This window comes from Caballeronia catudaia, from assembly GCF_001544755.2.
Lineage (GTDB): Bacteria > Pseudomonadota > Gammaproteobacteria > Burkholderiales > Burkholderiaceae > Caballeronia > Caballeronia catudaia.
Genome location: NZ_FCOF02000043.1, coordinates 37,653 through 56,479, shown reverse-complemented (window position 1 = coordinate 56,479; position 18,827 = coordinate 37,653). Strand labels below are relative to the sequence as shown.

19 protein-coding genes are annotated in these 18,827 nt (G+C 63.1%); 8 read left to right on the top strand and 11 right to left on the bottom strand.

Annotation, left to right across the window (positions count from 1 at the left end):
- Nucleotides 1-289: 289 nt before the first annotated feature.
- From AWB75_RS29795 to gcl, 3 genes are read right to left on the bottom strand one after another with little or no spacing between them, the layout of a single operon-like run.
- Nucleotides 290-1,195, bottom strand: a complete 906-nt coding sequence (locus AWB75_RS29795; protein WP_061127604.1) for a 2-hydroxy-3-oxopropionate reductase — start codon at nt 1,193-1,195, stop codon at nt 290-292.
- 36 nt (nt 1,196-1,231) lie between these two features.
- Nucleotides 1,232-2,032 carry a hydroxypyruvate isomerase gene (gene hyi / locus AWB75_RS29790; RefSeq protein WP_061127603.1) on the bottom strand — a complete coding sequence of 267 codons (801 nt, stop codon included), beginning with the start codon at nt 2,030-2,032 and terminating at the stop codon, nt 1,232-1,234.
- Nucleotides 2,033-2,072: 40 nt separating this feature from the next.
- Entirely contained in the window at nt 2,073-3,848 is a 1,776-nt protein-coding gene (gene gcl / locus AWB75_RS29785) for a glyoxylate carboligase (RefSeq protein ID WP_061127602.1), read from the bottom strand.
- 165 nt (nt 3,849-4,013) lie between these two features.
- On the opposite strand from gcl, the gene AWB75_RS29780 reads away from it, so the two are divergent.
- The 8 genes from AWB75_RS29780 (at nt 4,014) to AWB75_RS29745 (ending at nt 9,989) form a co-directional block, all read left to right on the top strand.
- Complete coding sequence (locus AWB75_RS29780) at nt 4,014-4,967, top strand: LysR family transcriptional regulator (protein ID WP_061127601.1); 954 nt, start codon at nt 4,014-4,016, stop codon at nt 4,965-4,967.
- A gap of 160 nt (nt 4,968-5,127) precedes the next feature.
- The gene (rpsF, locus tag AWB75_RS29775) at nt 5,128-5,499 is read left to right on the top strand and encodes a 30S ribosomal protein S6 (protein ID WP_061117413.1); all 372 of its coding nucleotides are present in this window, start codon (nt 5,128-5,130) and stop codon (nt 5,497-5,499) included.
- A 43-nt stretch (nt 5,500-5,542) separates the two neighbouring features.
- Nucleotides 5,543-5,842 carry a primosomal replication protein N gene (priB, locus tag AWB75_RS29770; RefSeq protein WP_007000151.1) on the top strand — a complete coding sequence of 100 codons (300 nt, stop codon included), beginning with the start codon at nt 5,543-5,545 and terminating at the stop codon, nt 5,840-5,842.
- Between the two features lie 2 nt (nt 5,843-5,844).
- Entirely contained in the window at nt 5,845-6,120 is a 276-nt protein-coding gene (gene rpsR / locus AWB75_RS29765) for a 30S ribosomal protein S18 (RefSeq protein WP_061127600.1), read from the top strand.
- A 28-nt stretch (nt 6,121-6,148) separates the two neighbouring features.
- Nucleotides 6,149-6,604 (top strand): 50S ribosomal protein L9, encoded by a 456-nt coding sequence (gene rplI / locus AWB75_RS29760; protein WP_061127599.1) that lies wholly within the window; start codon nt 6,149-6,151, stop codon nt 6,602-6,604.
- 122 nt (nt 6,605-6,726) lie between these two features.
- Entirely contained in the window at nt 6,727-8,115 is a 1,389-nt protein-coding gene (locus tag AWB75_RS29755; protein WP_061127598.1) for a replicative DNA helicase, read from the top strand.
- A 140-nt stretch (nt 8,116-8,255) separates the two neighbouring features.
- Nucleotides 8,256-8,882, top strand: a complete 627-nt coding sequence (locus tag AWB75_RS29750; protein ID WP_061127597.1) for a DUF47 domain-containing protein — start codon at nt 8,256-8,258, stop codon at nt 8,880-8,882.
- A gap of 96 nt (nt 8,883-8,978) precedes the next feature.
- Entirely contained in the window at nt 8,979-9,989 is a 1,011-nt protein-coding gene (locus AWB75_RS29745; RefSeq protein WP_061127596.1) for an inorganic phosphate transporter, read from the top strand.
- A gap of 27 nt (nt 9,990-10,016) precedes the next feature.
- Here AWB75_RS29745 and AWB75_RS29740 read toward each other — a convergent pair whose 3' ends face one another.
- The 8 genes from AWB75_RS29740 to AWB75_RS29700 form a co-directional block, all read right to left on the bottom strand.
- Nucleotides 10,017-10,823, bottom strand: a complete 807-nt coding sequence (locus AWB75_RS29740) for an SDR family oxidoreductase (protein WP_061127595.1) — start codon at nt 10,821-10,823, stop codon at nt 10,017-10,019.
- A 55-nt stretch (nt 10,824-10,878) separates the two neighbouring features.
- Nucleotides 10,879-11,835, bottom strand: coding sequence for a C40 family peptidase (locus AWB75_RS29735; RefSeq protein WP_061127594.1), 957 nt, complete (start codon nt 11,833-11,835; stop codon nt 10,879-10,881).
- A 194-nt stretch (nt 11,836-12,029) separates the two neighbouring features.
- Nucleotides 12,030-13,904 (bottom strand): PhoH family protein, encoded by a 1,875-nt coding sequence (locus AWB75_RS29730; protein ID WP_061127593.1) that lies wholly within the window; start codon nt 13,902-13,904, stop codon nt 12,030-12,032.
- Nucleotides 13,905-14,313: 409 nt separating this feature from the next.
- Nucleotides 14,314-14,775 carry a peroxiredoxin gene (locus AWB75_RS29720; protein ID WP_061127592.1) on the bottom strand — a complete coding sequence of 154 codons (462 nt, stop codon included), beginning with the start codon at nt 14,773-14,775 and terminating at the stop codon, nt 14,314-14,316.
- Nucleotides 14,776-14,858: 83 nt separating this feature from the next.
- Nucleotides 14,859-15,755 carry a polysaccharide deacetylase family protein gene (locus tag AWB75_RS29715; RefSeq protein WP_061127611.1) on the bottom strand — a complete coding sequence of 299 codons (897 nt, stop codon included), beginning with the start codon at nt 15,753-15,755 and terminating at the stop codon, nt 14,859-14,861.
- A gap of 10 nt (nt 15,756-15,765) precedes the next feature.
- Nucleotides 15,766-16,812, bottom strand: coding sequence for a bifunctional UDP-4-keto-pentose/UDP-xylose synthase (locus AWB75_RS29710; RefSeq protein ID WP_061127591.1), 1,047 nt, complete (start codon nt 16,810-16,812; stop codon nt 15,766-15,768).
- Nucleotides 16,809-17,795 carry a formyltransferase gene (locus AWB75_RS29705; protein ID WP_061127590.1) on the bottom strand — a complete coding sequence of 329 codons (987 nt, stop codon included), beginning with the start codon at nt 17,793-17,795 and terminating at the stop codon, nt 16,809-16,811. The genes AWB75_RS29710 and AWB75_RS29705 overlap by 4 nt, the downstream gene beginning before the upstream one ends.
- On the bottom strand, nt 17,792-18,826 hold the full coding sequence (locus AWB75_RS29700; RefSeq protein WP_061127589.1) for a glycosyltransferase: 1,035 nt from the start codon (nt 18,824-18,826) through the stop codon (nt 17,792-17,794). Before AWB75_RS29700 ends, AWB75_RS29705 begins: the two co-directional genes overlap by 4 nt.
- Nucleotide 18,827: the final 1 nt, after the last annotated feature.

Below are 18,827 nucleotides of genomic sequence, written 5' to 3'. Positions count from 1 at the left end.
CAACTCCGGACGAACCATTCGTCCGAAGTGTTACCCATGTCCTGGAACAGGTGTTACCCATGTCTCCGGTCTATACAGATTTGTAGCACCGCTCATGCGTCAGCGGTAGGACACAACGTGCAACAATCCGACGCGGACACCCGACGACAAACCGTCTGACCGACCAAGGCTTACCCGGCGCACCGCCGGGTGCCGCTTCTCGGACCCCACTTGCCGCCCTCAGCCCAGAGCGGCATTTGTCCCGCGTGCCCATACGCGGGACGCCCCACGGTTCAGGTGTTGAACGGCCTCATGCAGCCTTGGCTTGCTGCGGCTCGTCCGCCACCTGGAAGTTCGACATGATCTCGAGCGCGCGCACGAGCGCCGAGTGATCCCACGCCTTTCCGCCGTTCGCCGCGCACACGCTGAAGAGCTGCTGCGCGCTCGCGGTGTGGGGCAGGGCGAGGCCCATCTTGCGCGCGCCGTCGAGCGCGAGATTCAAATCCTTCTGATGCAGCTCGATACGGAAGCCCGGATTGAACGTGCGCTTGGTCATGCGCTCGCCGTGTACTTCAAGAATGCGCGATGACGCGAAGCCGCCCATCAACGCTTTGCGCACGCGTTCCGGATCGGCGCCCGAGCGTGCCGCAAACAGCAGCGCCTCGGCGACGGCCTCGATGTTGAGCGCGACGATGATCTGGTTCGCGACCTTGCAGGTCTGTCCCGCGCCGTTATCGCCGATGAGCGAGATGTTCTTGCCCATCAGATCGAACAGGGGCTTCGCGAGGTTGAACGACTTCTCCGGGCCGCCGACCATGATCGTGAGCGTCGCTTCGCGTGCGCCGACTTCGCCACCCGAAACCGGCGCGTCGAGATAGTCGCAGCCCAGCCCGTTGATTTTCTTCGCGAACTCCTGCGTTTCCAGCGGCGCGATCGAGCTCATGTCGATGACGAGCTTGCCCTTCGACAGACCCTTCGCGACGCCGTCATCGGCGAACAGCACATTGGCGACATCGGGCGTGTCGGGCACCATCGTGATGACGATTTCGCTCGCCTGCGCGACCGCGCTCGAATCTTCGACGACTTTCGTCTGCGCGCGGATATCGTCGGGCACCGGATACTTGCCGTTCACGACGAGCGAGTGGCCGCCCTTGATGAGGTTGCGCGCCATGTGCGCGCCCATGATGCCGAGTCCGATGAAACCGATCGTTGCCATACTTTGTGCTCCTCCTTAACGTTGCTTAACGTTGCTTTATGCGGTGGCGGTGGCTTTCACGCGGCCGATGCTCTGCAGCCAGCCGAGGCCCGCTTCGGTGCCATTCAGCGGCTTGTACTCGCAGCCGATCCAGCCTTGATAGCCGATCTCGTCGAGCAGCGCGAACAGGAACGCGTAGTTGATTTCGCCGGTGCCGGGTTCGTTGCGGCCGGGGTTGTCGGCAAGCTGGACATGCGCGATCTGCGGCAGATTCTTCCTGATCGTCGCGGCGAGCTCGCCTTCCATGCGCTGCATGTGATAGATGTCGTACTGAAGGAACAGATTATCCGAGCCGACTGCCTTGATGACGTCGAGACCTTCCTTCGACCTGTTCAGCGCGAAGCCCGGAATGTCGTAGGCGTTGCACGGCTCGACGAGCAGCCTGATGCCTTCCTTCTTCAACGCGTCCGCGGCGAAGCGCAGGTTTTCGATGATCGTCGTGCGCGCCTGTTCCGCCGATACACCGGCCGTCGGAATGCCGACGAGGCAGTTCAGTTGCGGCACGTTCAGCGCCTTCGCGTACTCGATCGCCCGCGGCACGCCTTCGCGGAATTCCGCGACGCGATCCGGCAGGCAGGCGATGCCGCGCTCGCCCGCTTCCCAATTGCCCGCGGGCAGGTTGTGCAGCACGATCCGCAGGTCGTTGTCCTTCAGGCGCTGCTGGATATCGCTGATCGGGAACGCGTAAGGGAACAGGAACTCGACCGCCTTGAAACCCGCGTTCGACGCCGCCGCGAAGCGGTCGAGGAACGGGACTTCGTTGAACAGCATGGTCAAGTTCGCGGCAAATTTCGGCATTGTTCTTTCCTGATGGTCGGTCAGTGGAATCGCTCGGGTTTTAGTCGAGCGGCGTGACGGCGGTCGGCGCATCGGCCTTCGTTTCGGCGAGCTCTTCGAACTCGTTGATCGCGTCGATCTCGGTGCCCATCGCAATGTTGGTCACGCGCTCGAGAATCATCTCGACGACCACGGGCACCTGATGCTCGGCGGCCAGCGCCTGCGCCCGCTTCAGCGCTGGAGCGATGTCTTCCGGCTTGTGCACGCGCAGCGCCTTGCAGCCGAGACCTTCGGCCACCGCGACGTGATCGACACCGTAGCCTTCGAGTTCAGGCGCGTTGATGTTGTCGAACGCGAGCTGCACGCAGTAATCCATGTCGAAGCCGCGCTGCGCCTGACGGATCAGGCCGAGGTACGAGTTGTTCACGACCACGTGCACGTACGGCAGCTTGAATTGCGCGCCGACCGCCAGTTCCTCGATCATGAACTGGAAGTCGTAGTCGCCCGAGAGCGCGACGATCTTGCGTTGCGGATCGGCGGCACGCACGCCGAGCGCGGCGGGGATCGTCCAGCCGAGCGGGCCGGCCTGGCCGCAGTTGATCCAGTTGCGCGCCTTGAACACATGCAGGAACTGCGCGCCCGCGATCTGCGAGAGACCGATCGTCGTCACGAAGCACGTGTCGCGGTCGAACGCGAGATTCATTTCTTCGTAGACGCGCTGCGGCTTCATCGGCACGTTCTCGAAGTGCGTCTTGCGCTGCAACGTGCGCTTGCGCTGCTGGCAGTCCGCGACCCACGCGCCGCGGTCTTTCAGCTTGCCAGCGGCCTTCCATTCCTTCGCCACTTCGACGAACAGTTCGAGCGCGGCCTTCGCATCCGACACGATGCCGAGGTCCGGTCCGAACACGCGGCCGATCTGCGTCGGCTCGATATCCACGTGCACGAACTTACGGCCCTTGGTGTAAACCTCGACGCTGCCCGTGTGGCGATTCGCCCAGCGATTGCCGATGCCGAGCACGAAATCGGAGGCGAGCATCGTCGCGTTGCCGTAGCGGTGCGACGTCTGCAAGCCGACCATGCCGGCCATCAGCGGGTGATCGTCGGGGATCGCGCCCCAGGACATGAGCGTCGGAATCACGGGCACGCCGAGCGTTTCCGCGAATTGCACGAGCAGATTTTCCGCCGCCGCGTTCAGCACGCCGCCGCCCGACACGATCAGGGGCTTTTCGGCGTCGTTGAGCATCGTGAGCGCTTTTTCAATCTGTGCGCGCGTTGCTTTCGGCTTGTAGACCGGCAGCGGCTCGTACGTGTCGATGTCGAACTCGATCTCGGCCATCTGCACGTCGATCGGCAAATCGACCAGCACCGGACCCGGACGGCCCGAGCGCATCAGATGGAAGGCTTGCTGGAACACGCGCGGCACGAGCGCCGGCTCGCGCACGGTGACGGCCCACTTGGTGACGGGCTTCGCGATCGATTCGATATCGACCGCCTGGAAATCTTCCTTATACAGACGCGCGCGCGGGGCCTGGCCGGTGATCGCGAGAATGGGGATCGAATCGGCCTGAGCGGAATACAGGCCGGTGATCATGTCCGTGCCCGCCGGGCCCGACGTGCCGATGCAAACGCCGATATTGCCCGGCGCCGCGCGGGTATAACCTTCGGCCATGTGCGAGGCGCCTTCGACGTGGCGCGCGAGCACGTGGCTGATGCCGCCCGACTTCTTCATCGCCGAGTAGAACGGGTTGATGGCCGCGCCCGGTACGCCGAACGCGGTATCGATTCCTTCTTTTTCCAGCACGAGGACGGCTGCGTCGACGGCTCTCATCTTGGGCATGATTGTCTCCTTCCTGGGGTCTCTATCCGTAATCGCTGTCTGCATGTGAAGCAGGGTTCAGTTGCACTTTAAGAGTGTTAAAAAGGTTTGATAAGATCAGTCGGAGTCGCTTTATCCCGTACAAAAAGTTTCGAATGACGACGCCGGGCGGATTGGAGACAGAAGATGGATCGTTTCAAGCAGATCGAGACCTTCGTGCGCGTCGCCGAGGCGGGCAGTCTCGCGGCGGCGGCGCTGGAAGAGGGCGTGTCGCCGGTGATCCTCGGACGGCGCATCGACGCGCTGGAAAAGCGCCTCGGCGTGAAGCTGATGTATCGCTCGACGCGGCGGCTCGTCGTCAGCGAAGAGGGCGCGGCGTTCCTCGATCGCTGCAAGAATCTGCTGTCCGAATGGGATCAGGCGGAGAACGAACTCGCGGCGGGCCGGCGCGCGGTGGGCGGGCATCTGATCGTGTCGGCGCCGGCGGCGTTCGGGCGCATGCACGTGGCGCCGCACGCGCCGGCGTTCGTCGTCGACAAACCCGAGTTGCAGATGTCGTTCAACCTGACCGACCGCGTCGTGGATCTCGTGCGCGAAGGCTACGATCTGTCGATACGCATCGGCGGCGCGGTCGATCCGAACTTCGTCGCGGTGAAACTGGCGGGCAACCGGCGCGTCGTATGCGGCACGCCCGCGTATTTCAGGAAGCACGGCCGCCCGAAAACGCTCGAAGATTTACCGAACCACAATTGCCTCGCGTTCAATCTCCAGGGCGGCCAGAATCGCGGCTGGTATTTTCGGCGCAACGGCAAGGTCGTGACGGTGCGCGTGAGCGGCAGCCTCGATTGCAACGACGGCGAATTGCTGCACCGCTGGGCCTCGGAAGGGCTCGGACTGGGCTGGCGCTCGACGTGGGAAATCCAGCGGCAACTGGAAGCGGGCGAACTGGAAACCGTGCTCGACGAATTCGAACTGCCCGACTACGACATCCTCGCGGTGTACCCGCAGCAACGCTATGTACCCGCACGTGTGCGCTACTTCATTGATTATCTTAAGGAAATCTACGCGCAGCCCGGCTACTGGAGCCGTCCGCTCACACTCCCCGGTGAACCGCTGCGAGAGCACGCGCACGGGCGCTGACCGCTTGCTAATTGGTTGATTTTTCAGCCGAAGTCATTCGGAGATCGCCGATTTTCCTTGCCCACCCAGGCGAAACGCGATATAGTTTCGAGCTTCTCACTTGCCACACCGGTCCGACGCCCGGGTGGCTCTAATCCACAAGTAGCTACAAGGAGTGAATATGCGTCATTACGAAATCGTATTTATCGTGCACCCCGATCAGAGCGAGCAAGTGCCCGCCATGATCGAGCGCTACAAGAGCACGATCACGTCGCACGGTGGCCAGATCCACCGTATCGAGGACTGGGGCCGTCGCCAACTGGCCTACATGATCGAGAAACTCGCGAAGGCTCACTACGTCTGCATGAACATCGAATGCGATCAGGCTACGCTCGAAGAGCTCGAGCACGCGTTCAAGTTCAACGACGCCGTTCTGCGTCACCTCATCGTCAAGATGAAGAAGGCCGAAACCGGCCCGTCGCCGATGATGAAGGAAGTGCAGCGCGAAGAAGCCAAGAAGGCGGCCAGCCAGCCGTCCGAAGCGCAGGCTTAAGGACAGTTTCGAACTGTCAAGCCACCAGGAACGAACACTTTAAGTGAACCGGCTGCAACTGACAGCAAGCGTCGTGGAACGCGAACCGGTGCGGTACACGCCCGCCGGCATCCCGATCGCAAGCTGCACGTTGCAACACGCAGCGGAAGTCGTCGAAGCGGGCATCGCCCGAAAGATCGAACTGACCCTGCAGGCGGTCGCGGCCGGCGAAGCGAGCGGTAGGCTGGAAAGCTGTCCGATGGGCGTCGAAACACGCTTCACCGGCTTTCTGGCGAAGAAAAGCCGTAACGCGCGAACCCTGGTGTTTCACATCACAGAATTGCAGGACATTGGAAAGGACTAATCATGCCCCGCCCGACTGGTAAGAAATTCGACAAGCGTCGTCAGCAACAAAATCCGCTCTTCAAGCGCAAGAAGTTCTGCCGTTTCACGGCAGCCGGTGTCGATCACATCGACTACAAGGACACGGAAACGCTGAAGGACTTCATCGGCGAAAACGGCAAGATCACGCCGGCTCGTCTGACTGGCACGAAGGCGCACTATCAGCGCCAGCTCGACACGGCGATCAAGCGCGCGCGTTTCCTCGCGCTCCTGCCGTACACCGACCTGCACAAGGCCTAATCAGACGACGCACTAAGGAAAGCCAAAAATGCAAATCATCCTTTTGGAAAAGGTCGTCAACCTGGGCAACCTCGGCGATATCGTCAAGGTCAAGGACGGCTACGCACGTAACTTCCTGATCCCCGGCAAGAAGGCTCGCCGCGCGACCAAGGACGCAATCGCCGAATTCGAAGTTCGCCGCGCCGAACTCGAAAAGACGGCTGCTGCAAAGCTGTCGGCTGCGCAAGCTCAAGGCGAAAAGCTGAGCGGTTTCACGGTTCAGATCTCGCAAAAGGCTGGCGTCGACGGCCGTCTGTTCGGTTCGGTCACGAACGCGGACATCGCCGATGCGCTGAAGAAGCAAGGCTTCGCGGAAGTGGAAAAGGCGCAAGTGCGTCTGCCGGAAGGCCCGCTCAAGATGGTCGGCGACCATTCTGTTCAAGTGGCGCTGCATACGGACGTGCTGGTCGACGTCACGGTGTCGGTGCTCGGCGAGCACGCGTAAGTTAGACGCGAGGCTCCGCGCCTCGCGAGCAGGAAACAAAGGCAGGAACCGATACGGTTCCTGCCTTTTTTGTTTGTCTGAATATAGCAACGACTGTCTTATTTGGTCGATAATCCCACCCCATGAACGCTCCGTCCAAAGACCCGCAACTCGACGCGCTGAAGGTCCCGCCGCATTCGATCGAAGCCGAGCAATCCGTGATCGGCGGCCTGCTGCTGGACAATGCCGCATGGGACCGTATCGCCGACGTCATGCATCAGAGCGATTTCTATCGCTACGACCATCGCATCATTTACGAGCATGTCGGCAAGCTGATCGCGGCGACACGCCCGGCTGACGTCATCACCGTCTACGAAGCGCTCACGATGGCCGGCAAGGCCGAGGAAGTGGGCGGACTCGCGTATCTGAACGCGCTCGCGCAAAACACGCCGAGCGCGGCCAATATCCGCCGCTATGCCGAGATCGTGCGCGATCGCGCGGTGCTGCGCCGTCTCGTCTCCGTCGCCGATGAAATTTCCGCCGATGCCTTCAATCCGCAAGGCAAGGAAGTCCGCCAGATTCTCGACGAAGCCGAAGCGCGCGTGTTCTCGATTGCCGAAGACGGCGCGCGCGGCACGCAGGGCTTCCTCGAAATCGGGCCGCTGCTCACGCAGGTTGTCGAACGCATCGATACGCTGTATCACACGGCCAATCCGAGCGATGTGACCGGCACGCCGACCGGCTTCGTCGACCTGGACCGCATGACCTCGGGCATGCACGGCGGCGAACTGATCATTGTCGCGGGCCGTCCGTCGATGGGTAAGACGGCTTTTTCGATGAACATCGGCGAATACGTCGCGGTGGAGTACGGTTTGCCGGTCGCGGTGTTTTCGATGGAAATGCCTGGCACGCAACTGACGATGCGTATGCTCGGGTCCGTCGGCCGGCTCGATCAGCACCGCATGCGCACGGGCCGCCTCACGGACGAAGACTGGCCGAAGCTCACGCACGCCGTGCAGAAAATGAGCGAGGCGCAGCTTTTCATCGACGAAACCGGCGGCCTCAATCCGATGGAATTGCGCTCGCGCGCGCGGCGCCTGTCGCGGCAATGCGGCAAGCTCGGCCTCATCATCGTCGACTATCTTCAGTTGATGTCGGGTTCGGGGGGCGGCGAAAACCGCGCGACTGAAATCTCCGAAATCTCCCGTTCGCTCAAGAGCCTCGCGAAGGAACTCGACGTGCCCGTGATCGCGCTGTCGCAGTTGAACCGCGGCCTCGAGCAGCGGCCGAACAAGCGGCCGATCATGTCGGATCTGCGCGAATCGGGCGCCATCGAGCAGGACGCGGACGTGATCCTCTTCATCTATCGCGACGAAGTCTACAACCCCGACAGTCCCGACAAGGGCACCGCCGAAATCATCATCGGCAAGCAGCGTAACGGTCCGATCGGCCCGGTGCGTCTGACCTTCCACGGCCAGTACACGAAATTCGATAACTTCGCCGGCGCGCAGAACTTCTACGGCGGCGAATAGGCCTCTTGGCGCATCGACTGTCAATTCTTCGCGACATCCGCCGCCGCGCGTCGTTCACGCGCGGTGCGCCTCCGGGTGCGCGCGGGTACAATATGTCGGTTTGATGTCCATCTCAGATTGACCCATTTACCGGGATTTTCATGTTCGGTCGTTTCATGCCCACTGAGGGCAAATTCTTCGAGATCTTCAACGAGCACGCAAAGTGCATGGTCGATGCCAGCCGCGAACTCGAACTGCTGATCGATAATCTAGACGACGCAGAGATACACAAGCAGAACGTGCAGGCGAACGAAAAGCGCGCCGACAAGCTCACGCACGAGACCATCGACCTGCTGCACAAGACCTTCATCACGCCGCTCGACCGCGACGAAATCCACAAGCTCATCACCACGATGGACGACACCCTCGATCTGATGGAGGACGTCGCGACCGCCATTTCGCTGTATGACGTGCGCGCGGTGACGTCGGAGGCGAGTCAGCTTGCGCATATCTGCACGGGCACGGTCACGCGCGTGCAGCAGGCCGTGGAATTGCTGGCGGACATGAAGCGCGCGAGCGAAATCCTGAAGATCTGCGAGGAAATCGACCGCCTGGAGTCGGATGCGGACCGCGTGCTGCGCTCGGCCATGTCGAAGCTCTTCCGCGAGGAAGACGACGTGAAGACGCTCATCAAGCTGAAGGCCATCTACGAGCTGCTCGAGATGATCACCGACAAGTGCGAGGACGTCGCGAACATCATCGAAGGCATCGTGCTGGAAAACGCCTGATCATGCCGCCCGAGCCCGCGACGCACGACGCGACGCGGGTAACGACGACAGACAACCCGCGCGGTCTGCGCGCGCCGGCACAAAAAACACCAACTGATGCATTCGATTCAACTCGCCATCTGGGCAGTCGCCTTGCTCGTCATAGTCGCACTCGCGTTCGACTTCATGAACGGCTTTCACGACGCCGCCAATTCCATCGCCACGGTCGTCTCGACGGGCGTGCTCAAGCCGCAGCAGGCGGTCGCGTTTGCCGCCGCGTTCAACGTCATCGCGTATTTCGTCTTTCACCTGAAGGTCGCGGCCACCGTCGGCAAGGGCACGATCGATCCCGAAATCGTCGACCACTACGTGATTTTTGGCGCGCTCGTCGGCGCGATCGGCTGGAATATCGTGACCTGGATCTACGGCATTCCGTCGAGTTCGTCGCACGCGCTGATCGGCGGTCTCGTCGGCGCGGCGCTCGCCAAATCGGGCTGGGCTTCGCTCAACTGGGACGGCCTGCTGAAGACCGTCGCGTTCATCTTCATCTCGCCGGTGCTGGGCTTCGTGCTTGGCTCGTTCTTCATGCTGCTCGTGTCGTGGCTGTATTTCCGCACGCCGCCGTCGAAGGTCGACCGCCGTTTTCGCCGCATGCAGCTCGTTTCGGCGGGGCTCTATTCGCTCGGCCACGGCGGCAACGACGCGCAGAAGACCATCGGCATCATCTGGATGCTGCTGATCGCGACAGGCTATGCGTCCGCCACCGCCGACGCGCCGCCTGTCTGGGTCATCGGTCTATGCTATCTGTCGATGGGTCTCGGCACGCTCTTCGGCGGCTGGCGCATCGTGCGCACGATGGGCCAGAAGATCACGAAGCTGAAGCCAGTCGGCGGTTTTTGCGCGGAGACGGGCGGGGCGATCACGCTTTTCCTCGCGTCGTTCCTCGGCATTCCGGTTTCCACGACGCACACGATCACCGGCGCGATCGTCGGCGTGGGCGCGACGCAGAAGTTCAGCGCGGTGCGCTGGGGTGTCGCGGGCAATATCGTGTGGGCGTGGATTCTGACGATCCCGGCATCGGCCGCGCTCGCCGCCGCGGGCTGGTGGGTCGGCCACCGCTTCCTCTGAGCCGCACCACGCGCCCGCGGGCGCGTGTCAGATGATGGGCGACGACACGCCGTCCATCGGAATGATCGCGCCCGATACGTAACTCGCGCGGCGGCTCGCCAGAAAGAGCGCCACGTCGGCGATTTCCTCGGGTTTCGCGTAACGTCCGAGCGGCACTTTCGCCTGGCTCTCGGCGAGCACCTGCTCGCGCGTGACGCCTTGCCGCTTCGCTTCCAGTTCCAATGCCTCCTCGACGCGCTCCGTGAGCGTCGCGCCCGGATTGATCGCGTTGATGCGAATGCCGAGCTTCGCGTAATGATGCGCGAGGCCGACGGTGTTGAGCATCAGCGCCGCGTTTGCCGCGCCGCCCGCGATATGGATGTCCGTCGCAATCTTCCCGCCCATCCCGACGATATTGACGATGGCGCCCGGCGCCGCGCCCGGATCGTTGCGCAGGCGCTCGGCCATGCGCTTCAACACGACCTGCTGCGGATACACGTAGGAAAAGTATTTCGCGTCCATGGCCGCCTTGTACGCGGCGGCGTCGAGCGTATCGGGATCGTAGCGGCGCGCGGCACCGGCACTGTTGATGAGAATGTCGATGGGGCCAAGCGCGGCGCTCGCTTCCTCGACGACGTCCTCGGCGCTGTGCGCCTCATGCAGATCGGCGCGCGCGAGATGCACGTGATAACCGTCGCTGGCCAGTTGTTCGCGGGCGCGGGCGAGATTGGCGGCGTCGCGCGAGACGATTGCGACTTTCGCGCCCTCGCTCGCGAACGCTTTCGCGCAGGCAAATCCGATTCCCTTGCTGCCGCCCGTGATCAGGACGACCTTGCCCGCGAGTCCCAAGTCCATGTTTCGCTCCGTCGACGAATGATCGGAACACGATAGCAGAGACGCGCTGCGCGCGTCAGTTCGTGCCGGTCGCGAAGCGGGCGATGGGATCGTCGTTTTGCGCGGGGCGGGGCGCGGCCAGCGAACCGGTGGAAGCGCGCATCACGCGCACGGGCGGTTCGGCGGAATCGTCGGTGACGGCCTGTGCCGCGCGCGCTTGCTGGCGCGCCGCGCGCGAGGTCGGAGGCGGCGGTTCGAACGCGTCGGCGGCGGCCTGAATCGGATCGGGCGCGACGGATGGCGCCGTCGCGCTGGCGGCTTGCGATTGCCGTTGCGCCGCGGAGAGCGCCGGGGGTGGCGGCTCGAAGGCGTCGACATTCGTTGGCGGCGTCGCCTGACGCGCGTAGGCCGATGCTGCTGCGGGCGGCGCTTGCACGGGTGCGGGCCCGGGTGCGGCCGCTGCGAGATAAGTCGGCGCATCGAAAGGCGTCGGCGCGGCTTTCGGCGGCGCGACGCGCCGAATGCCATCGAAACGCTTCGCCCAGTACGGATTCGTCAGATAGTCGAGCCGCACGGTGCCGCCCGTCGACGGCGCATTCACGAAGCGCAATTTGCCGACGTAAATCCCCACGTGCGAATGTGGCCGCCCGGTCGTGTTGAAGAAGATCAGATCGCCGGGCGCGATTTCATCGGGCTCGACCGAATCGCCGCGCGAACTCATCTCCGCTGTCGTGCGCGGCAGATTGACCGACGCCGCGCGATCGACGACGTAGCGCACGAGCCCGCTGCAATCGAAACCCGCGTCGGGCGTGTTGCCGCCCCAGCGGTACGGCACGCCGACGAGCGACATCGCCTGAATGGAAATTTCCTCGCGCCCGACGCTGTGATCGACGAAAGTCGGAAAGCCCGGCGGCGGTTTATAGGTACGGTCGGCGTTCGTGCTGGCGGCAGGCTTGCGCGCAGTCTGCTGCGGCGCGGTTCCACACGCGGCAAGCAGGACGGTCACGAAAAGCGGCAGCCAGATTCGACGCATTGCAATAGACGAGCGAAAACTCGCAGGAAGGGCAGTGTGCCGATACTAGCCCGCCGAACGGGCGTGCGGCAAGTTGTCTTGAGGGATTACATGAAGTTTGTGCTGTAAGTTGCAACCGGAGAACGTCCGCACGAAAACGAAACGGCCCTACGGATTGCGCCGCCGGGCCGTTTATCGCGATGAAAAGCGGCCGCCTACAGAATGTCCGACGCGTAATCGGCGAGACGCGAACGCTCGCCGCGCGCAAGGGTCACGTGACCGCTGTGCGTCCAGCCCTTGAAGCGGTCGACGACATACGTGAGCCCCGAACTGCCTTCGGTGAGATACGGCGTGTCGATCTGCGCGATGTTGCCGAGACACACGATCTTCGTGCCCGGACCCGCGCGCGTGACGAGCGTCTTCATCTGCTTGGGCGTGAGGTTCTGCGCTTCATCGATGATCACGTATTTGTCGACGAACGTCCGGCCGCGCATGAAGTTCATGCTCTTCACCTTCAGACGCGAACGGATCAGCTCCTGCGTCGCGGCGCGGCCCCATTCACCGGCGGCGTCGTCGGTTTTCTGAAGGACTTCGAGGTTGTCGTCGAACGCGCCCATCCACGGCTGCATCTTCTCTTCCTCGGTGCCCGGCAGGAAACCGATATCTTCGCCGACCGGCACGGTGGCGCGCGTCACGATGATCTCGTTGTAGCGCTTGTCGTCGAGCACCTGTGCGAGACCGGCCGCGAGCGCCATCAGCGTCTTGCCGGTGCCCGCCTGGCCGAGCAGCGTGACGAAATCGACTTCGGGGTTCATCAACAGATTGAGCGCGAAGTTCTGCTCGCGATTACGCGCGGTGATGCCCCAGACGTTGTTCTTGTGATGGCCGTAGTCGCGCAGCGTCTGCAACAACGCGGTCTTGCCGTTCAGCTCACGCACGACCGCGTGAAACGACGGCTCGCCGTTTTGCGGTTCGAGATACACGAACTCGTTGACGAGCATCGACGGGCACAGCGGCCCGGTCACGCGGTAGTAGGTCGTGCCGGTTTTCGTGTCCTGCCAGCTCTCCATGCCCTTTGCGTGCCGGGTCCAGAAATCCTGAGGCAGCGCGCGCACGCCCGAGTACAGCAGGTCCTTGTCCTCGAGAACCTGGTCGTTGAAGTAATCCTCGGCGGGCAGACCCAGTGCATGCGCCTTGATGCGCATGTTGATGTCTTTCGACACCAGCACGACCTGACGATCCGGCCGCTCCTTCTGCAGCGCCCGCACGACGCCGAGAATCTGGTTGTCCGCCTTCCCGACGGGCAGTCCCTGAACCGGCTCGATATCGGTGAGCGTCGTCTGGAAGTAGAGGCGGCCGAGCGCGTCGCGGTTGCCCTGCGAGGAGAGCAGAATGCCTTCCGTCATCTTGCCCGCGTGCGCGACGAGCGCATCGAGCGTGCGGCTCACCTGACGCGCGTTGCGAGCGACTTCCGACATGCCCTTCTTGTGGTTGTCGAGTTCTTCCAACGTCATCATCGGCAGATAGACGTCGTGTTCCTCGAAGCGGAAAAGCGAGCTCGGGTCGTGCATCAGCACGTTGGTGTCGAGCACGAAAAGCTTGCGCAATTCGGTCTCGGCGGTCGCGCCCTTGCGACGTTTGCCTTGCGCGCGCGATTCGTCCTTTGCGGCGGTCGGCGCGGGGGCCACGGGTGTTTCCGCGCGCCCGGCGCGGGCAACGACCTCGTCGGGCCTATCGAGCTCAGTCTCGCGTGCGCTCTCGCGCGCGGACGGCGCCGGCTGCAGGAGCGCAGCGGTCTGTTTCGTTCTTCGGCCGCGCGTCGGCACGGTGCCGGGCGCAGGCGGCGGTACGACCGCTTCCACATGCGCTTCGGCGGGAATCTGGGTCAGCACTTCGCTCGCGATCGAGCGCAGCGTGTGCGCGGCGTTGGCTGCGGGACGCTCGGCGGCGACGGTGTCGACCGCGCCGAAGCCGTCGTCATCGCTCGCCGCGGCTTGTTTTTTCGGCTGTTTCGAAGGCCGGGCTTTGGCCTTGTATTCTTCAGCCGGAAGGAGATGGCCGAGCTTGGCCGGGGCGGTAGGCAAAGGCATGGTGTTCCCTCGAAAGGAATCGGGTTCGTGTATCGTGCGCCGCCTGTCGCATCCTGCTCGTACGCCCTCGAAGCAATACGGTTCCCGCAGTTTGCGCCCGGTGGCGCGCTTCGTTGTCGAAATCGCCGGTTCGCCTAAGTTTCGATCTGCTCCTTGAAGGTTGCGTGCAATCGTTGCGCGTGAGCCGTTGCAGCGTGGCTTTCGTGCAATGCTGAATAAAACACAAATAAAAAAGCCGCTGCTCCGATTAGCGGACCCAGCGGCTGACTTCTGTCTCAGAGCGCCTTTCCCCTGCCGATTCCACATAGCCCGGGTCCGTGCCGGCCGCGCCGACAGGCACACGGCGGCTCGCGCAAAGACAAAAGGAATGGGGTGGACAGGCGCTCATTGCGGTCCAATATAACGTGCCTCAAATCGCTTGTACAGCCTCGACGATGGCCTCTACGTGGCCTGGCACCTTGACGCCGCGGAGCTCCCGCCGAAGCACGCCTTTCGCGTCGATGAGGAAGGTCGAGCGCTCCACGCCGCGCACTTCCTTGCCATACATTTTCTTCATCTTGATGACATCGAAGAGCGAGCAGATGGCTTCGTCGCCGTCCGAAACCAGCGTGTAAGGCAACTCCAGCTTGGCCTTGAAGTTGTCGTGCGACTTCACGCTGTCGCGCGAGATGCCCACGATTTCCGCGCCGGCCGCCTTGAACTGGTCGTAGTGGTCGCGAAATTGCAGGCTTTCGGTCGTGCAGCCCGGCGTGTTGTCCTTCGGGTAGAAAAAGAGCACGACTTTCGTGCCGCGCAGGCTCGAAAGCGTGAACTCGCCACCCGTTGCGGGTGCGGTGAAGTCGGGTACGGGCTGGTCGACTGCAACTGACACGAAGGTTTCTCCGATTGTTATGGTTCGTTGGCGAGAAAGACGACGAATTTACGACGAGACTGGACAGCGGCCACGCGCCGCTTTTAGCCCGGCTGGACGATCAGCTCGCCCGCGCGGCCGGGGATCTCGCCCCACGTCACAGGGTACGTGGGCAGCGTCGCGCGGTCCAGCGCCGCATGGTAGTCGCCCATCGTGGCGAAGCTGTGTCCTTGCGCGCGCCAGCCGGCGAGCAGTTGCTCGAAAATCGGCGCGAGTTTTTGGCCTTCGAGCTCGGCGTGCAGCGTGAACACCTGATCGTGCGGATTGTTCGCCGTATGCCGCAGCAGATGCGCCGCGACGTTGCTCTCGTCGACGCCATCGACGCCCAGCACTTCATCGAGCGTGGGCAGCGTGGTCGGCATCTGGATGTGGTTCAGCGTGCGGCCGTCGAGCACGGGGATATAGGGCGTGCGACCGCGCCCGTCCGAGGCGTAGCGCATGCCCCACGCGTCGATCTGTTCGAACGCGTAGCCGTTCATCTGCCAGCCGGCCGCGCCGTGCGTGACGGGCGGCCCGCCGAATATCTCGATGAAGCGCGCATGGCTCTGCTGCATCTGCGCGACGGTCCATGCGCGATCGCGCGCGCGCACGTTGTCCTGCCAGTAGACGTGATCCCACGTATGGATGCCGCATTCGAAGCCGGCCTCGTGGATCGCGCGCATTTCGGACACGGCTTCGCGGCCGATGTCCGGTCCCGGCAACAGCACGCCGTACATGAGCGTCTTCACGCCGTAATGCTCGACCACGGACGTGCGCGACACTTTCTTCAGAAAGCCCGGCCGGAAGACGCGCCGCAGCGCCCAGCCGGTGTGATCGGGGCCGAGGCTGAAGAGGAAGGTCGCGCGTGCGCTGTATTTGTCGAGCAGACGCCCGAGATTGGGCACGCCTTCGCGCGTGCCGCGCAAGGTATCGACGTCGATCTTGAGAACGATGCGGGCCACGCGCGCCTCTTTACGCCTGTTCGACGAGCTTGCGGGCCTCGCCCACATGCCCGCGATACGCTTCGAAAATCTTGCGCAGCGCGTCGTCCATGCTGGCTAGCGGCGCCCAGCCGAGTTCCTGCATCGTGTTGTCGATCTTCGGCACGCGGTTCTGCACGTCCTGATAGCCCGTGCCGTAGTACGCGCCCGACGAGGTTTCGACGAGCTGCACCTTCTTCGCGCTGTCCGCGTACTCGGGGAATGTGTTTGCGAGCGCGAGCATCTTGTTCGCCAGTTCGCGCACCGAGAAGTTGTTCGTCGGATTGCCGATGTTATAGATCTTGCCCGACGCCACGCCGCCCTTGTTCTCGATGATCTTCATCAGCGCGCCGATACCGTCGTCGATGTCGGTGAACGCACGCTTCTGCGCGCCGCCGTCGACGAGACTGATGTTCTCGCCGCGCACGATGTGGCCGAGAAACTGCGTCACGACGCGCGACGAACCTTCCTTCGGCGTGTAGATCGAGTCGAGGCCCGGGCCGATCCAGTTGAACGGGCGGAACAGCGTGAAGTTCAGGCCCTCCATGCCGTAGCCCCAGATCACCCGGTCCATCAGTTGCTTCGAGCACGCGTAGATCCAGCGCGGCTTGTTGATCGGGCCGTAGGAGAGCACGGACTCTTCCGGGTCGAACTGCTCGTCGGTGCACATGCCGTACACCTCGGACGTCGACGGAAACACCAGATGCTTGCCGTACTTCACGGCCGAACGCACGATCGGCAGATTGGCTTCGAAGTCGAGCTCGAAGACGCGCAGCGGCTGCTTCACGTAGGTCGCGGGCGTGGCGATCGCGACGAGCGGCAGGATTACGTCGCACTTCTTCACGTGATACTCGACCCACTCCTTGTTGATCGTGATGTCGCCTTCGAAGAAATGCATCCGCTCGTGATTCGCGAGGTCGCCCAGGCGGTCGGTTTGCATGTCCATCCCGAAGACTTCCCAGTCGGTGGTTTCGAGGATGCGCTTGGACAGGTGATGGCCGATGAAGCCATTGACACCCAGAATCAGGACTTTTTTCATGAATGACGAGAGGATTGAATGATTCGGCCGAATTCGGCGGGTTCGACGGTGCGCGCTTCGCTCGACGCGACGCCGCCGGCATCGAGCGGCCGGTGACGCAACTCGTGGATGGCAATGACGCGGCCGTCGCCGCAGACGCCAAACAGCGCATTATCCGTCACGCTCAGGCCCGGGGGCAAACGCCGCAGCTCACCGAGTCTTTCGGGCGCGATGCCCGGCGCGCCCGTTTCAGGCACGAGCCGCGCCCGCGCGACGATGAAACGGTCAGCGCCGATATCCGTGAACGCACCCGGATACGGCGGCGCCACCGCGCGAATCAGGTTGTAGACGCGTTGCGCCGGCTGCGACCAGTCGATGCGGCCGTCTTCCGGCTTGCGTCCGCCGTAATAGCTGCCCGACGCGAGATCGTTCGGCAGATGCGGCGCCTCGCCCGCGAGCAGCGCGGGCAGCACGCGCCAGAGCGTCTGCTCGGCGGCGACGACCGTTTTGTCGAAGACTTGCGCAGCGGTGTCGTCGGGGAGGATCGGCACCGGCGTTTGCGCGAGGATCGCGCCCGCGTCGGGCTTCGCGGCCATTTCGTGCAGCGTCGCGCCGGCCTCGGTTTCGCCGTTGAGCACGGCCCAGTTCGTCGGCACGCGGCCGCGATACTTCGGCAGGAGCGAGCCGTGCATGTTGTACGCGCCGCGCTTGGCGAGCGAGAGCAGCGACACGGGCAGCATGTGCCGGTAATAGAACGAGAAGATGAAATCCGGCGCGATGCGTTGCACCGCGTCGTGGAGCTCGGGCGACTTCGGATCGGCGGGCATGATCGTTTCGATGCCGTATTCCGCCGCGACCTGCGCGACGCTGCCGAACCAGATGTTCTCGCTCGCGCTGTCCTCGTGCGTGACGACGAGCGCGACATCGACGCCGCGCGCGCGCAGCACCTGCAGGCAGCGCACGCCGACATTGTGATAAGCGAAGACGACTGCGCGCGCCTTCATCGGCCGTCTTCCTCGCGCGTGACGACCGCCACGTGCAGCGCTTCCTGCGGCGGCCTGACGGCGGAGGGCAGGCCGTCGCGCTGCTCGAGAATCGTCTGCACGAGGTAGCGCGGCCGTGCGCGCACCTGCTGATAAATGCGACCGATATACTCGCCGAGCAGCCCGAGCGCGAAGATGATCACGCCCAGCATGAAGAACGTAATGGCGAAGAGGGTGAACACACCCTGGACTTCCGCGCCGAACATGAAGCGGCGAATCACCAACAGCAGGAACAGGCCCGCCGAGCCGACCGAAAGGATCACCCCGATGAACGACAGCCATTGCAGCGGCACGACCGAGAATCCGGTGACGAGATCGAAGTTCAGGCGGATGAGGCTGTAGAGCGAGTACTTCGACTCACCCGCGAAGCGTTCTTCGTGCGCGACGTCGACTTCGATCGGATTCTGCGCGAAGGTGTACGCGAGCGCCGGAATGAACGTGTTGATCTCGCCGCAGCGGTTGATCGTATCAATGATATGACGGCTGTATGCGCGCAGCATGCAGCCCTGATCCGTCATCTTGATCTTGGTGATGCGCTCGCGCAGGCGGTTCATCGCGCGCGACGCCTTCTTGCGCCACAGGCTGTCCTGCCGCTGCTGACGAATCGTGCCGACGTAGTCGTAGCCCGCGCGCATCTTCTCGACGAGCTTGCCGATTTCCTCGGGCGGATTCTGCAGGTCGGCGTCGAGCGTGACGACGATCTCGCCGCGAGATTGCTCGAAGCCCGCGAGGATCGCCATGTGCTGCCCGTAATTGCCGTTGAGCAGAATCACGCGCGTGGTGTCGGGCCGCACATGAAATTGCTGCGCGAGCAATGCGGCCGATTTGTCGCGGCTGCCGTCGTTGATGAAGATCACTTCATACGACGTGCCGAGCGCATCGAGTGCCGGATAGAGACGCTGGAAGAGGGCGGCGAGCCCGTCTTCCTCGTTATAGACGGGGATGATCACCGAAAGCTCGGGAGACGTCGCCGGAAAATCCAAATGACTCATG

Excerpts from the sequence above, each read along its gene's own strand:
- AWB75_RS29750 (WP_061127597.1), top strand. The coding sequence starts at position 8,256 with ATGTTCGGTCGTTTCATGCCCACTGAGGGCAAATTCTTCGAGATCTTC.
- AWB75_RS29700 (WP_061127589.1), bottom strand. The coding sequence starts at position 18,826 with ATGAGTCATTTGGATTTTCCGGCGACGTCTCCCGAGCTTTCGGTGATC.
- rpsR (WP_061127600.1), top strand. The coding sequence starts at position 5,845 with ATGCCCCGCCCGACTGGTAAGAAATTCGACAAGCGTCGTCAGCAACAA.
- AWB75_RS29780 (WP_061127601.1), top strand. The coding sequence starts at position 4,014 with ATGGATCGTTTCAAGCAGATCGAGACCTTCGTGCGCGTCGCCGAGGCG.
- AWB75_RS29735 (WP_061127594.1), bottom strand. The coding sequence starts at position 11,835 with ATGCGTCGAATCTGGCTGCCGCTTTTCGTGACCGTCCTGCTTGCCGCG.
- AWB75_RS29795 (WP_061127604.1), bottom strand. The coding sequence starts at position 1,195 with ATGGCAACGATCGGTTTCATCGGACTCGGCATCATGGGCGCGCACATG.
- AWB75_RS29730 (WP_061127593.1), bottom strand. The coding sequence starts at position 13,904 with ATGCCTTTGCCTACCGCCCCGGCCAAGCTCGGCCATCTCCTTCCGGCT.
- AWB75_RS29740 (WP_061127595.1), bottom strand. The coding sequence starts at position 10,823 with ATGGACTTGGGACTCGCGGGCAAGGTCGTCCTGATCACGGGCGGCAGC.
- hyi (WP_061127603.1), bottom strand. The coding sequence starts at position 2,032 with ATGCCGAAATTTGCCGCGAACTTGACCATGCTGTTCAACGAAGTCCCG.
- AWB75_RS29745 (WP_061127596.1), top strand. The coding sequence starts at position 8,979 with ATGCATTCGATTCAACTCGCCATCTGGGCAGTCGCCTTGCTCGTCATA.
- rplI (WP_061127599.1), top strand. The coding sequence starts at position 6,149 with ATGCAAATCATCCTTTTGGAAAAGGTCGTCAACCTGGGCAACCTCGGC.
- rpsF (WP_061117413.1), top strand. The coding sequence starts at position 5,128 with ATGCGTCATTACGAAATCGTATTTATCGTGCACCCCGATCAGAGCGAG.
- gcl (WP_061127602.1), bottom strand. The coding sequence starts at position 3,848 with ATGCCCAAGATGAGAGCCGTCGACGCAGCCGTCCTCGTGCTGGAAAAA.
- AWB75_RS29705 (WP_061127590.1), bottom strand. The coding sequence starts at position 17,795 with ATGAAGGCGCGCGCAGTCGTCTTCGCTTATCACAATGTCGGCGTGCGC.
- AWB75_RS29755 (WP_061127598.1), top strand. The coding sequence starts at position 6,727 with ATGAACGCTCCGTCCAAAGACCCGCAACTCGACGCGCTGAAGGTCCCG.
- AWB75_RS29710 (WP_061127591.1), bottom strand. The coding sequence starts at position 16,812 with ATGAAAAAAGTCCTGATTCTGGGTGTCAATGGCTTCATCGGCCATCAC.